Source organism: Nitrobacter sp. NHB1, from assembly GCF_036964665.1.
Lineage (GTDB): Bacteria > Pseudomonadota > Alphaproteobacteria > Rhizobiales > Xanthobacteraceae > Nitrobacter.
The window spans coordinates 3,236,853-3,250,540 of sequence record NZ_JBAMDA010000001.1; the positions used below are offsets into that span (position 1 = coordinate 3,236,853).

At 61.2% G+C, this 13,688-nt stretch carries 10 protein-coding genes and 6 pseudogenes; 5 read left to right on the forward strand and 11 right to left on the reverse strand.

Features of this window, described 5'->3' with window-relative positions:
- The first annotated feature begins 548 nt into the window (after positions 1-548).
- Positions 549-791, forward strand: coding sequence for a hypothetical protein (locus V4R08_RS15150; RefSeq protein ID WP_335580097.1), 243 nt, complete (start codon positions 549-551; stop codon positions 789-791).
- Positions 788-949: a hypothetical protein gene (locus V4R08_RS15155; RefSeq protein WP_335580098.1), complete on the forward strand. Its 162-nt coding sequence runs from the start codon at positions 788-790 to the stop codon at positions 947-949. Before V4R08_RS15150 ends, V4R08_RS15155 begins: the two co-directional genes overlap by 4 nt.
- Before the next feature lie 428 nt (positions 950-1,377).
- Here the strand turns inward: V4R08_RS15155 and V4R08_RS15160 are convergent.
- From V4R08_RS15160 to V4R08_RS15195, 8 genes and pseudogenes are all read right to left on the reverse strand, one after another.
- Positions 1,378-1,587: pseudogene (locus tag V4R08_RS15160) on the reverse strand (transposase); the annotation flags it as partial.
- A 222-nt stretch (positions 1,588-1,809) separates the two neighbouring features.
- A pseudogene (locus tag V4R08_RS15165) lies at positions 1,810-2,007 on the reverse strand (ATP-binding protein); the annotation flags it as partial.
- Positions 2,003-2,770, reverse strand: coding sequence for a hypothetical protein (locus V4R08_RS15170; RefSeq protein ID WP_335580099.1), 768 nt, complete (start codon positions 2,768-2,770; stop codon positions 2,003-2,005). The pseudogene V4R08_RS15165 and the gene V4R08_RS15170, both read right to left, overlap by 5 nt.
- 96 nt (positions 2,771-2,866) lie before the next feature.
- Entirely contained in the window at positions 2,867-3,358 is a 492-nt protein-coding gene (locus tag V4R08_RS15175; protein ID WP_335580306.1) for a recombinase zinc beta ribbon domain-containing protein, read from the reverse strand.
- Between the two features lie 147 nt (positions 3,359-3,505).
- A complete protein-coding gene (gene istB, locus V4R08_RS15180) occupies positions 3,506-4,267 on the reverse strand; it encodes an IS21-like element helper ATPase IstB (RefSeq protein ID WP_335578154.1) in 762 nt (253 codons plus the stop codon).
- A gap of 15 nt (positions 4,268-4,282) precedes the next feature.
- Positions 4,283-5,821, reverse strand: coding sequence for an IS21 family transposase (istA, locus tag V4R08_RS15185; protein WP_335578153.1), 1,539 nt, complete (start codon positions 5,819-5,821; stop codon positions 4,283-4,285).
- A gap of 545 nt (positions 5,822-6,366) precedes the next feature.
- A pseudogene (locus tag V4R08_RS18245) lies at positions 6,367-6,792 on the reverse strand (IS21 family transposase); the annotation flags it as partial.
- Positions 6,793-7,160: 368 nt separating this feature from the next.
- A pseudogene (locus V4R08_RS15195) lies at positions 7,161-7,804 on the reverse strand (IS1380 family transposase); the annotation flags it as partial.
- Between the two features lie 11 nt (positions 7,805-7,815).
- On the opposite strand from V4R08_RS15195, the pseudogene V4R08_RS15200 reads away from it, so the two are divergent.
- Positions 7,816-7,911: pseudogene (locus tag V4R08_RS15200) on the forward strand (AAA family ATPase); the annotation flags it as partial.
- A 632-nt stretch (positions 7,912-8,543) separates the two neighbouring features.
- Here the strand turns inward: V4R08_RS15200 and V4R08_RS15205 are convergent.
- Positions 8,544-9,791, reverse strand: a complete 1,248-nt coding sequence (locus V4R08_RS15205; protein WP_335580307.1) for an IS256 family transposase — start codon at positions 9,789-9,791, stop codon at positions 8,544-8,546.
- 271 nt (positions 9,792-10,062) lie between these two features.
- Positions 10,063-10,920, reverse strand: coding sequence for a L,D-transpeptidase family protein (locus tag V4R08_RS15210; protein WP_335580101.1), 858 nt, complete (start codon positions 10,918-10,920; stop codon positions 10,063-10,065).
- A gap of 212 nt (positions 10,921-11,132) precedes the next feature.
- Between V4R08_RS15210 and V4R08_RS15215 the strand changes: the two genes are divergently transcribed.
- Both V4R08_RS15215 and V4R08_RS15220 read left to right on the forward strand, forming a co-directional pair.
- On the forward strand, positions 11,133-11,426 hold the full coding sequence (locus tag V4R08_RS15215) for a hypothetical protein (RefSeq protein ID WP_335580102.1): 294 nt from the start codon (positions 11,133-11,135) through the stop codon (positions 11,424-11,426).
- A 133-nt stretch (positions 11,427-11,559) separates the two neighbouring features.
- On the forward strand, positions 11,560-12,708 hold the full coding sequence (locus tag V4R08_RS15220; protein WP_335580103.1) for a restriction endonuclease: 1,149 nt from the start codon (positions 11,560-11,562) through the stop codon (positions 12,706-12,708).
- Here V4R08_RS15220 and V4R08_RS15225 read toward each other — a convergent pair.
- Positions 12,705-13,517 (reverse strand): annotated as a pseudogene (locus tag V4R08_RS15225) (AIPR family protein); the annotation flags it as partial. The gene V4R08_RS15220 and the pseudogene V4R08_RS15225 overlap by 4 nt on opposite strands.
- Positions 13,518-13,688 lie beyond the last annotated feature (171 nt).

Sequence of the window (13,688 nt, forward strand, 5' to 3'; positions counted from 1 at the left end):
GCGCTGCCCCGATATTTGTACTGACGGGTCGTGCAGTTCGTCTCTTTTCCTGTAACCCCGCTCGCACGGCCCTGCAGGTGCTCCCCCTCACAGCCTTGCAGGACCGCGTGCCGCGACCGGCGACAGCCTTACCTTCAACCTGCGGCGGATTTGCGGAGGTCTTTCGCATCGAGCCACAGAAGGTCGAAGGCGTATGTATAACAAACGATCCTGACGCCCGCCTGCGAGTTCGGCCGGCAGTTCGGAGAAGTTGGTTCGTCCCTCATGGAGGACCACCACCTCCCATCAATGATGGCCGGACGAATATCCGGCGCGCCGGCAATGCTTGAAACGCGTTTGACCCAGTAGCGGCCGTTGCGAGTGAGGCGCGAGGGGCGCTGCCAGTATGGATTTGAACCTAGTAGCCGTCAAACTTGTATCTCATGCAGGTAGCCTTTGCCCGGCGCCTTCATTTTGAGGGTCGTCAACTGCGGCTTGATGAAACCCGGCATACGCATACGCAAAACTCACATGAGCGGGTTAAAACATAAGAAATCGAAAGTGTTCTCATGAGCGAATTCAGCACTGACAACAGGGACGAGCGCAGCGGAGCCTACGGCCCCGTGAGCAAGGAAGGTCTGCCCCAGCCCGATCAAGTCAAGGATACGTCAACTCCCCATCAAAAAGCCCAGCACGGGGCAGATGTCCGCGCTGAACCATTGCCAGGTACAGAGCCCGTCTTGCCTGAGGGGCTTGTTCGAGAACCGAAGGGACCGCTTAATCCCCGTACCGGACGACGCGATGCAAAATGATCGACAAGGGATTTATTGAGAGGCAGATCGAGCGTTGCCGCAGGCTGGCAAAGGGTGCCGATCCCTCTACCGAGAAACGGCTCCTAAAACTAGCCAAGGACTACGAGGAGGAACTTCGGCAGCTTAATGCCTCAACCACAAAACCAGAGCAACGATGACGATGCCGGCGACAATCGCCATATTGGAACGGGACACTTTCTTCCCACCGCAAGACAGGGCTCCTGGACCTCGCGCCGTGCTGTGGAATATCTTTCAATTCCTGTGGCTTTCTGGCTGCGCACTCATGTGGCGGTGTCCGTGAGGGAGTTTCCACTGTGCTTTCAGTGGCGGAGTTCTCACCATCTCCCGCAAAATCCACTGGATTTCTATTTTCAATTCGTGCTGTGCCTTCAGACGCAATTGTCATTATGATCCTTTAGCCCGTCCTATTCGTGAGAGTGCGGTTTTTTTGGTTCGATTGATGTGGCCGCACATCTGCTCGGACGAGGCGCACAGGATTGCCTTCGGCTTTTCACCGCCTGACGACCGGTACTTTGCAACGCGCTTGAGGGATGGGTTGGGCGAAGGGGGGTGCACGCCCCGGCGGTCAAGGACCGTGTGGCAGCAGCGAGCCCGGCAAGCTGCGGAAGAGGTCGGCTTCGGGACATGCCGCGGCGAACGCGAGGCGAATGCGGCTCGCGGTCTCGACGACACGGGCGGCAATTTTCAAGAGACGAAGACGCAGCGTCGCGAACTCGGCAGTGGCCAATTCCTGGCCTTTGGGAATGGCGTCGCGCACGGTCAGCATCAGCCTGCGCATTCCGGTGATGACGACCATGCGTTCCGGTGCATGGCGACCACTTGATCCGGTCGATGACGACCAGGGCGGCGCGTGAGCGAGATGGCGCCGTTGGATGCATGTTTTGATCTCAGTATTCGTGGTTTCGGTCAAGCTTCAGGTGGAGCCCGTGCGCGGCGCGCAGTGACCGCCGCGAGTCAGACGGAGCGCTGCGCACGGGTGGACGGCTGGTGGTGCTGTTCATTTGTTTGCACCCTTGGCTGGCTTGGCGATTATTGTTGTCATCGCGTCCGCCGTATCTGTGGCCGGCGCCGCAGCATCCGGTTTGGCCATCTTCGGATCCCGCATCGAGGGACCGTCGAGGGCGAGACGATAGGCATTGTGCACGAGACGATCGAGGATGGCGTCGGCGAATGTCGGCTCACCAAAGCTGTCATGACGCCTGCTTCCTTGATCGTCTGGTGCGCTGGATTTTTGCCCGCAGTGTTGTGATGCGGTCGTTTGACAATTCGATTTGCCATGGCTGTCCCTTCGTTAATTGACGTCCCTCGATCCATCCACGAGCGAGATAGTCGAACACGGTCTGCGGCGTGATGCCCAAAGCCGCTGCCGCGCCTTGAACGGAATAGGTCCCGTCCGGCCATTGGGCGGGATTGACGCTCGTTCCATTGATCTTGACGGTGGGAATGCCCCAACGTGTTCGCAGCAGCCATACGTTCTCGCCCTTGAACTTACAGCCACGTGCCGCCAGGAAGCCTTCCACGTTGAGCGTTGCGGCGATTTCCCGGTCCATTTTGCCGGCGGTGTTGAGTTCGATCACGCGACTCCGCAGCCGCTCCAGATCGATGTAGTCGCCATAGGTGTGGACGCGTCTTTGAAGGCGGTGCTCGCTGGTCGCTCCGGTCTGCCACACGATCTTGAACCAGACCTGACCTTGGAACCGTTTCTGGTCGAGGATCACTTCGCAGATGATGAGGCGCAGGATGCCTTTGCGTTCGGCCGACGTCGTTGAGGGGGAATGCCAGATGCCGGGCAGATCTTCGCCCAGCTTTTGTAATGCTTTGCGATCCGGCTCGGTCAAGACCAGAGGCTCATCGCATCGCCAACATCCGTACTCCTGCTCGACCGCCTCGGCGGCGCGCAGCTTTTCTTCCCAGACGCGCTCCAACGAACGCGCCACCAAGCGGTTCTCGGGTTCCACCGCATCATATTGGCGCCGTGCTCTTTCCGCCTCATAGCGTGCTCGTTCGCGCCGCAGCGCCGACTGGCGTTCAAGCTGACGCGTCTCCGCTTCGACCTAGCCCAACGCGGCGATGGCGATGGCGATTTTGTCCGGCGTCAAAGCCTCGAGCAGGGTGCTTTCGACGCGCGCGTCGACAGGTAGCGCGCGCACTTCCTGGCATAACGGGCCTCCATCCTGGTCGCGGTCAGCACGACACGTGTAGACGGGGTAATCGCCCGCAGGACCGCTATAGCGCAGGCTCATCCGGCGACCGCATCGTCCACAAACAGCGATACCCTGCAGCAGCGCCGCTCCCTTGCGCGGCACGCCCGAATGGCCGGCTTCGTAGCGGTTGATGTTGTTTGCCAGTCGCCTCTGGTTCTCCATGAACTCCTCCCAGCCGATGTAACCAGGATGGGCAGCCTGAAGGCAAACCTCCCAGTCCGCGATGGGGACCTTGGTCGTCTTCGGACGATAAATGCCGCGACGGATTCGCCCGCCTTCCAGCCGCCGCCGCCCATAAACATACGCCCCGGCATAGGCCGGATTTTGGAGAATGCTGAGGATCCGTGGACTATTTGCCTTACGCCATACTGCGCATTTCGGTGATCGTGAGCGGCGATTTCACTCGATGGTGAGCGCTCGTTTCATTTGATCGTGAGCAGACATTTCAGGCGATCATGAGCAGCCGCTTTGGCCGACTTGGTGATTGGTTCAGGGGTTCGCGGCTTCGTCAAGCGTTCTGTTTCGCGCGTTCTGTTTTCGCATGCTTTCTCCGCTGAGTTGGAGGCGGTGGGCGTTGTGAACGAGGCGGTCCAGGATGGCGTCGCCCAATGTTGGGTCGCCGATGACGGCGTGCCATTGATCGACCGGGACCTGGCTGGTGACGACGGTGGAGGCGCGACCGTGGCGATCATCGAGGATCTCGAGAAGGTCGCGTCGCTCTGACGGGTTGAGCACCGACAGGCCCCAATCGTCGAGTACCAGCAGCTGCACGCGGCTGATGGTTTTGAGCAGGCGGCCATAGCGGCCGTCGCCGCGGGCCAGCGCGAGCGCCTCGAACAGGCGGGGCACGCGATGGTATTGGACCGATCGATTGTCGCGACAGGCCTTGTGGCCAAGTGCACAGGCAATCCAACTTTTGCCGAGCCCGGTTGCCCCGGTGATCAGCAGGTTCTGATGACGGGCGATCCAATCGCCGGCGATCAATTTGGCGAACACAGCGCGATCGATGCCGCGCGGCGTGCGCAGGTCGATATCTTCCACGCATGCGTTTTGCCGAAGGGCTGCGAATTTGAGGCGGGTGGTGAGACGTTTGGTGTCGCGCTCTGCGGCCTCGCGATCAACCAGCAAGCCGACGCGCTCCTCGAACGACAGCGCGTTGAGATCGGGTGATCGTCGTTGTTCCTCCATGGCCTTGGCCATGCCGGTCAAGCCGAGCGTGATCAGCCGTTCGTGGGTAGGATGTGTCAGCATAGGGATCTCCAGGGTTCAGTGGAAATAGTCCTGACCGCGGATGTTGCCGTGGCGCAGGGGGTGGTCGTCGGTTGCCTCGTCGAGGAATGCGCGATCCAGTCCGTTCTTGAGGATCGAACGGATCGAGGCGACGGAATGCGCCTTGATCAGGATGCCGCGCCGGCAGGCGGCGTCGATGCGGGCATCGTCGTAGCTCCTGGTCAGCGCCAGGATGCCGAGGCAGGTGCGAAAGCCTTGTTCTGGATGCGGCCGGGCCGCGATGACGGCCTGGAAAAACGCCGCGGTCGATGGGCCGATCTTCTCGCCGGCGGCGATCAGCCCTCCCGGCGTCCACTTGCCGTAGCGGCGATGCGCGCTCGGCATGTGGTCGGCAATTGTGGTGTGGCCGCGCCGGTTCGGCGCACGCGGGTGGCTGGCAATCCTCTGGCCCTTGTGGAAGATCTCGACCGTCTTGTCGGTGATGCGAACATCGACGAGTTCACGGATCAGGCGATACGGCGTGGAATACCAATGGCCATCGACCTCGACGTGATAATCGGGGGCGACGCGGCAACGCTTCCAGCGCGCAAAGACATAGGGCTGCTCCGGCAACTCCCCCAGCTTGGGACGGTCGACCTCGGCAAACAGTTCGGCACGGCTGGTGCCGAATCCGCGCATCTGCCGGGCGTTGAGCTCGACAACCAGGGTACGAATCGCAGCATTCAGCTCTGCCAGGGAAAAGAACCGTTGATTGCGCAGGCGCGCCAAAATCCAGCGCTGTGCGATCTGGACGGCGACCTCGACCTTGGCCTTGTCCTTCGGTCGTCTCGGCCTCGCCGCAAGGATCGCGGTGCCGTAATGACCGGCCATCTCGGCATAGGTTCGGTTGATCCCGGGATCGTAGCGATCGGGGTTGGTCACGGCGGCCTTGAGATTATCGCAGACCACGAACTTCGGCACGCCGCCGAGATACCTGAACAGGTTGGTATGCACGCCGATCCAGTCGGACAGGCTCTCGCTTGGGCAAGCCTCGGCGTAGGTGTAGTTCGAGGCTCCCATCGCCGCGACGAACAGCTTCATGGCGTGCGCTTCGCCGGTGATCGGATCGACGACGTCGATGGTGTCGCCGGCAAAATCAACGAACACCTTCTCCCCGCCGATGTGGGTCTGGCGCATCGACGGGCGCACGCGGTTCTTCCAGGCCTCGAAGGTCGTGCAAAACCAGGTGTAGCCAAAGCCGTCCGGATTGGCGGCGCGATACTCTTCCCAGAGCAGCAGGCGCGTCACGCTGCGGCGGCGAAGCTCCTTCTCGACAAAAGCCCAGTCCGGTATCGGGCGCCGGTCGCTTTGCGACGCTGACGCCGGTGCCGGGAATAGCAACAGTTCCAAGCCATCGTCGTCCATTCCTTCCGGAAGTGGCCAGGCGAGCCCCGCCAGGCGCGCTCGCCGCACGTAGCCATGGACCACGCCATTACTCACCCCCAAGGTCCGCGCGATGACCCGCTCGGTCAACCCTTGGTGCCTCAAACGTAAAACTTCTCTGATCCGGCGCATCGACAATCTCTCGGTAGGCATCGGGCTTCCTCATCGGTTGAATGAGGAACCCGTAACCCGGTTGAGTTTGTCGGCCGAAGCGTCAGGCACCCGCGAAAGGGGTGCTCACGATCGCCTGAAATCGCTGCTCACGATCCCGCGAAATCCCTGCTCACGATCATCTGAAATCGGTGCTCACGATCCCGCGAAACACGCACGCCATACCACATCGTGCGGCGCCGGCCCGAGGATAGGGCGTACCGGCAGCGGCAGATCGTTTTTGCGCAGATAGCGCATGACAGCCCGGGCACTGCGAAGCTCGCGGAATTTAGCGAAGACCAAGCTCAGTCGCGCCTGTACCTCCATGGGTCAGCATTAGTGTCGTCTCCTCAGTGGAAGTAGCGGGGGCCACGGAAATCGCGTCGCCGTCCATGTGCGCTCGTCGTCCAACCGCCGCCACACGACAGTGCGCGAACATATGCCATCCAGCCACCGGCGCCGGACCACGTGCCGAACGCAGCGTCACGAGCTCGAGACGCTGACCCGCAAGGCCGTGGCGCGGGTTTACGACCGTTAAATGAGACACCGCCGCCGAAAAAAGCGAAAGCCCGTGTGTGCGAGCCGATCCAGTCAGGTAGCGACTGCGTGGCCGTCGCCTCGGCGTAGGTGTAACTCGAGGCACCAAGCGCTGCGACGAACAGTTGGCAGGCATGCACCTCGCCAGTCGTCGCGTCAAAAATGTCGATCGTCGTGCCGGCATAATCGACGAACAGCTTCTCGCCGGCCACGTGCGCCTGCCGCATCGTCGGCGACAGGCGGCCTTCCCAGGCACGATAGAGTTCGCAGAACCAGCTGCGGCCGTAGCCGTCGGGATGGGTAGCGCGGTACTCCTCCCACACCAGCTGCAGCGTCACGCCCTTGCGGCGCAACTCGCGATGGACCGCCGGCCAGTCCGGCAAAGACCGCCAGTCCCTGGTCGCGGCCGCAGGCGCCGGATACAGGCGGCGTTCCAGCGTGTCGTTGCCGAGATCGTCGGGCAGTGGCCAACTGATACCGGCCTCACGCGCCCGGCGCAGGCACGCCCCGGCAGCGGTCGGGCCGATGCCCAGGCTCGCTGCAATCTGGCGTTTGGATAGGCCGGCGGCCGACAGCCGCAGTACATCGCGGATCTTGCGCATGGGTAATCTCGATTGGGCCATTCCTGCTCCTTGGGAAAAAGGAGCGAGGTCCGGCTGATTCGCGGATCACCCAACGGCGTTCATCACGCCCACCCACAGCCCTGTTGCCCTGGTCGCCATCAACCGGAACAGGTGGTCGTCATCGACTGGAAATGCTGGTCGCCATCAACCGGAAACCCCGGTCGCCATGGCCCGGAGCGCGCAATCAGCCAATAAGCGGCGGTATGGAGCACGAGACGGACCTGGTTGGCGAGCGCCGAACGGCAACTGGTGCGATCGGAGGCGAGCTGCGTCTTATACAGCTTGATCAGGTTCTCGGCCTGGCCGCGCGCGCAATACAGGCTGTCGTAGATCCACTCGGCCGAGCCGGCATCGAGGCTGGTGACGACGAAGCGGATGTTGAGGCCGAGCATCGTCGCCTCAATACGGGCGACGGTGCGCCGTTCGCGATCCCAAGGCTTGGCCTTGTGGCGCGTCTCGGTATAGCCGCGCAGAACCGGCAGGTTCTCGATGGCGCGTCGGGTGCGGATGTCGTCAGCGACCTCGTCGACTTTTCTGGCGAGCGGCTTGGTGCCAGACAGGCCGAAGATGTAATCGATGCCCTTGTTTTCGCACCACGTCATCGCCTCCGGCCGGGCATAGTGCCCGTCGCCACGGACCGTAGTTCGCGTCTTGTGCCACCGCGTCCGGATATGCCGGACCAGACTTCGCAGATGGGCGCGCACCTCGACGCCGCCTGGCGTCTTGCCGGGCCGCAGCACGACCGCCACGGGCCGGCTCTTCTCCGTGTCGTAGACGTGGATCGGCAGGAACAGCGTTCGTCATAATGAGCGTTGAATAGCGAGAGGAGGAAGCGGCATGAGCACTAATGTGCCCGAGATCCTGCTCTCCCATTATCTCAAAACCCTCAAGCTTCCGACCTTCCGGCGCGAGTACCAGAAGCTGGCTCGGCTACACTGGCCGATGATCGACACTGCGAGCGATGCACTCGTCATGACGCGGAGCACACCATTGGCCAAGGACGCCACGCGCTTCAAGAACAGCGTCGGTCAGATCGCCCGCCAAAGGCCACGCCAGCCCGGCAGTCGAGGCACGCTTGGATCGTGCTGCGCGCCACGCCGAGCGTGCGCCTGATCTCCCGGGCGCTCACCCCATCACGGGCAAGCCGCAGCATCTGTCGTATCTGTCGCATGGTCAGTTCTCTCTTGGCCGGCATCCGCTTCCCCTCGTTGGTCAACGAGGGACTTGATGCCTGAGGGACTGACCCAAACGAAAATGCCGACTTCCAAAAACCCGGCCGGCTTCAAATCGGAATACCCGGCCGGAATTAATCGGAATCCGCACGGCATCATGTGAGGATCGACAGAAACCAGTGATACAGCTGGATAAAGAACCAGCGATCTTGGTTCACGAGTCGGACGCGACCATGCAGCCTGCGCCTCAAGACAATCAACTGATGTCGAAGCACCGCGTTTAAGGCGCAACTTCGACTCGAATGGCGAGACCAGGACGGCCAGAACGAAAGGTGCCGTAGCGGATTGTGTTGGAATTCGAGGCGCAGCCTCCGGTAGGTCGAGATTATCGTTTCATGCGGCGAGGTCAATCTGCTGATCGAGCGGCTTGGCAGGCAGCGCCCTCCATCCGTCGATCTTGCCCATCGAGATTTGCCCAGACGCCATCAGCGCCCAGAACAGCATGGCCGCGGTTTCGGCCGAAGGTAGCACCGTCTGGGACTTGATGCGCCGCTTGAACTCCTCGTGCAGACGCTCGATGGCATTCGTTGTCCTCGCGCTTTTCCACTGGCTCGGCGGCAGGCGGGTGAACGCAAAGAGGCGCTCGCCGGCTTCTTCCAGGCTGTCGGCCACCGCACGGCATTTGAGCCGCCATTTGCGCAGGAAGGCCTTGCGACGGCTCTCGATCTCCTCGGGCGTGGCCGCATAGATCATGTCGGTGTAATCGGCGCTGATCTCCTCATGCAGGCGCTCGGGGGCATGGGCAAGCAGATTCCGGTGCTTGTGAACCGTGCAGCGTTGAACGGGAACGCCATCCCACAACGCGGCGATGGCGGCATCGAGCCCCTTGCCACCATCGACGATAAGGAATTCGGGCCGACGCAGGCCGCGCCCGACGAGATCATCGAGGACGGTGCGCCAAGCCTCCGCCGTCTCGCCGCCCATGTTCTTGACGCAAAGCAGGACCTTCTGGCCATCCTCGCGCAAGCCGATTACCACCAGCAGCGAGATCGCGGTCGCCTTGCGATCGAGCCTGACGCGGACCACCGTGCCGTCGAGGATCAGGCGCACGATCGGCTCATTGGCCAGCGAGCGGGCGTTCCATGCATCCCAGTCGGTCTTGACCTTGCGCCAGGTGCGGCTGACCACGTCCTTGCCGATCGCGCCGCCGAACAGCGCGGCAAGTGCACGCCGCACGCGCCGCATGTTGGTGCCGGAAAGATAGACCGAGGCGATCAGCGCATCGGCCGCCTGTGTGCGCCGTTGGTAAGCACGCAGGGCCTTGCTCTTCCATTCCGCCGTCTTGCCGTCACCGGCGTCGAGGCGCGCTCGTGGCACCGCGATCTCGGTCGCGCCGAACGTTCCGGTCAACGTGCGCGTCCGGCGACCGTGGCGGTGGCCGGCAACACCGGCCTCATCATCGCGCTCGACCGGATGCCGCCCATAACGCGGACGGGCAAGCACCGCATCCAACTCCGCCTCCAGCATCGTCTCGATGAAGCCGCGCACCCGCTCGCGCAGGCCGGCTTCGATCGGGTCAAACCAATCGTCGAAAAGATAGCGGGCAGCCTCAGCCCCACGATGATCGGCATCGGTATTCATGGTAGTTATGGTCATGGCGTGGTCTCCTGTTCGACGCTCCAACGTCGGATGATTCGAGGTTGATCACCCGGAGACTACGCCAACTTCAATTCCAACCACTCCCGCGACGGCACCGAACGAAACAAAGCAACCCGATCATTCCGCCGGCTTAGGCGTTTCCGTCTCATCATCAACTCGGATGACGTTTTCGGCACACACAGCCACGAGTTGATTCAAAACTCACGACTTGGATATCAGCGTCAGTTCAGTTGCAGACCTCTGAAAAATTGAGTTACTGAGCCTCAGCCATCTTCGGTCGAGATGACGGCATCTGCGCGTTGGTTGCCGATGGCCGGTTCGACGGCGATGCCGGATCCGGCCATCGGATGGGGGCGTCAGGCGGCGTTTGCTGCGATGCTCGACGCGCAGCGGTTGCCGGAAACACGATCACTTTTGCTCCGACTTTCACTCGCTCATAAAGGTCCATGACGTCCTCATTGGTCAGCCGGATACAACCGGACGAAACCCGCTTTCCGATCGTATCTGGCTTGTTGGTACCGTGAATTCTATATTCGGTCTCGCCCAGGTACATCGCCCGAGCGCCGAGCGGATTGCCGGGACCGCCCGCCATAAACCGCGGGAGATAAGGCTGACGCGACAGCATCTCCGCGGGTGGACGCCAATCCGGCCATTCAGTTTTCCGAGCCACAGTCTGTTCGCCGGACCATGTGAAACCTTTGCGGCCAACCCCGATGCCGTAGCGCATCGCTTGCCCCTCGTTCAGAACGAGATAAAGGAAAGTATTTCCTGTATCGATGATGACGGTGCCTGGCGTCTGATGGCTTACGTAGTCAACCACCTGCCGAACAAGTCTGCCGGGAGCGTCAGCGGCTTTTGGTGTTTCGACCCGTGGCGCCGGGACTGAGATTGCAGCTGGAGCTGATGCTACGTGAACTGGAATTGATACGCGAGCTGGAGTTGACGGTGCCTGGACTTGGTGCACGGGCGGCCTCTGTGTGGATCGAACGCTCGCAGGACGAGACAGCAAGCTGTACGCCAATGCGGCAGAGGCCATGGCGCCAATCGCAACCCTTCCTACCACCGGAAGTGCTAGCGGCTTGGTCTTTGCACGTTTGGCCCGCTTCCTCATATTTTTCCCCAGATCCATTTCCTGGTAGAAATACCTCAGAAAATTATAATAAACTTTGAAGCGATTTCGCTGGGGCTCGAGCCGTTAGTCGTCGTTAACGCTTGGACTTGCGCGGGAAAAATGGAGGGCTTTCTGGTAGCGCTGGACGCGACAGGAGGACCCGACGGCAAACGCGATGGACGGACATTACCGAAGAGTTCAAGCAGGAAGCAGTGCGGCTGGAAACGGTGTTCAAGACGAAGTTCGGACAGATTCTCGGGATAAGTGAGTCAGGCCGTTTTCTGATGATGGAGAAACTGGGCGACCTTGACGATGCTGAGTACGAGAGTACGTCAGCGCCTCCGACTTGGTTGAACGACGTGAAGAAAAACGCATTTGGCAAGACAGCCGATGGCAAGATCAAGATTCGCGACTATGGAGCAGTTGAAATAGGGACTTCGCTGGCCAAGGCGCCTACACAATTGGCGGGCTGGCAGATCACAAAAAAACGCCTGGGAATAGATTAAGCCCCACACCGTTTCCGGTGTGGGGCAAACAGCTCTGCACCTCGCGGTTCATCAGCTTGCGCAGAATTCGTGGTCGCGGGAACAAGCGCAGGGGAGAGCAAACGTGCGAACAATACCTGTCGACCAGTTGGCTGTGTCCGAGCTGCACGTTGACGCATGTTATCAGGGCGGCCGCCATGGCAACGCGGGCGACGATCCGCTGCCAAGTCTGCTGCGGGTGGATAGTCAAGGAGGCTTCCGCAAGCGAGGAAAGGTGGCGGGCAAGCTTCACATGCTTGTCCTTACATCGAGTCTCGCTGATCCGGACTGGCCGGATTCACTCGACCGCGAGATGGGTGTCTTCACGTACTATGGGGACAACAAGCAGCCCGGACGGGAGCTGCACGATACCGGACGCGACGGCAATCTCATCCTGCAGAAGATATTCACGGCGGCACGGTCAGGCGCCGAAGGCAGACGCGAGGTCCCGCCCACCTTCATCTTCGCGGGAGCTGGTACCTGGCGCGACATGATTTTCCTCGGACTGGCGGTGCCGGGGGCGTCTGATCTGGACTCGTCGGAGGAGCTTGTTGCCATCTGGAGAACGGCGAAAGGGCAGCGGTTTCAGAACTATCGCGCGAGATTTACGGTACTGAACGCATCGACGATTTCCCGAGCATGGCTCGACAGTCTGATTGCCGGAAAACCTGAGGACAGCCTTGCGCCAGAGGTCTGGCAGACCTGGGTAAAGACCGGTCGTCGTCAGGCGCTCATGGCGACGCGTTCGCTTGAGTACCGCAGCAAGATCGAACAGCTGCCGGCGGACAAGGAAGGCGAGGCAATTGTTCAGGCTATCCGCGACCACTTCGAGGGGAGCCCGCATGCGTTCGAACACTGCGCTGCCGCGATCACCTGCTTCATGATGCCCGACGCCGTGACCCTCGACGTAACGCGGCCTTCGCGGGACGGAGGGCGCGATGGCGTCGGTCAGCTTCGCGTGGGTGTGGGATCGAGCGGGATCCTCGTTGACTTTGCGTTGGAAGCAAAGTGCTACTCAGCGACGAATTCAGTTGGCGTCCGTGAAATGTCGCGCCTGATTTCCCGCCTCAGACATCGCCAGTTCGGTGTGCTTGTAACGACAAGTTGGGTTGATCTGCAGGCCTACAAGGAAATCAAGGAAGACGAGCACCCGATCGTGGTTGTCTCTGCAGCCGACATCGTGGAGCTGCTCCGCAGAAATGGAAAGGGCAGCGCGGCGACGGTCGTCGCTTGGCTTTCCGAGGAATTTCCCAAATCCGCTTAGCTGGGAATGGCCGCCACTATCGCAGCGTCACTTTGGATCACGCCGCCACGTTGACAGGCCTGGAAGGCCTCAAGGGCCGGCTTTGCCTGTCTGGCTGACGGCTTCTTGTCCCATCCGCCGGCGGCGTAGCTGGCAAGCGTTCGGCAGATCCCCGCAACTTTCCAGTGAACAACACCTGCCTTCTGCCCGCGCTCGGCAATTTCAAGCCAAGTTGCGGCGGGGACATGCATGCACTGCTCGATCCGCTCGTAGTCGACGACGGAATGGGCTCGGACAGGCACGGAGGATGCGTCGTCGTCATCATCTGCCCCGGCGTACGAGAGTTCTGGCGGGAGCGGGTCGGACAGTGGCGGCAGCCGATTCACGATATCGAGCCAGCACTCCTCCTTCTTGAACCATTCGCTGGGGTTTTTTTGCCCGGCCGACTGGCGCAGCAGCGTGTCAATCTGAGGTGCCCAGGCCTCGACCAGCTTTTCAAGCTCTGTGCTGACGGATTGCTGGGACCAGATTCGCTCGAAGTCGACACGGCCCCCGGTCTTCTGGGCGAGACCGGACACCGCATAGGCGGTGATCTGCGCAGCGTACGCAGGAAACTTCATCGCCCGAATCTTCTTTTCGACCGCGCGATAGAAAATGGCTTTCGCGACGAGCCGCTTGAACCATGTCGTGTCGGGCGGAGGTGGATTGCTGTCCTTCATGCGCTGCATGTAGTGCTGGAAGTTCTTCTGGCCGCCGAGGCAGACGCGGTAGGGCAGGCCATCCCACGCGGTCAGATAGCGCGCCACATCAAGCTTGCTGAGCCGGCTGCGTGTTTCGCGGGATCGTGAGCACCGATTTCAGATGATCGTGAGCAGGGATTTCGCGGGATCGTGAGCAGCGATTTCAGGCGATCGTGAGCACCCCTTTCGCGGGTGCCTGACGCTTCGGCCGACAAACTCAACCGGGTTACGGGTTCCTCATTCAACCGATGAGGAAGCCCG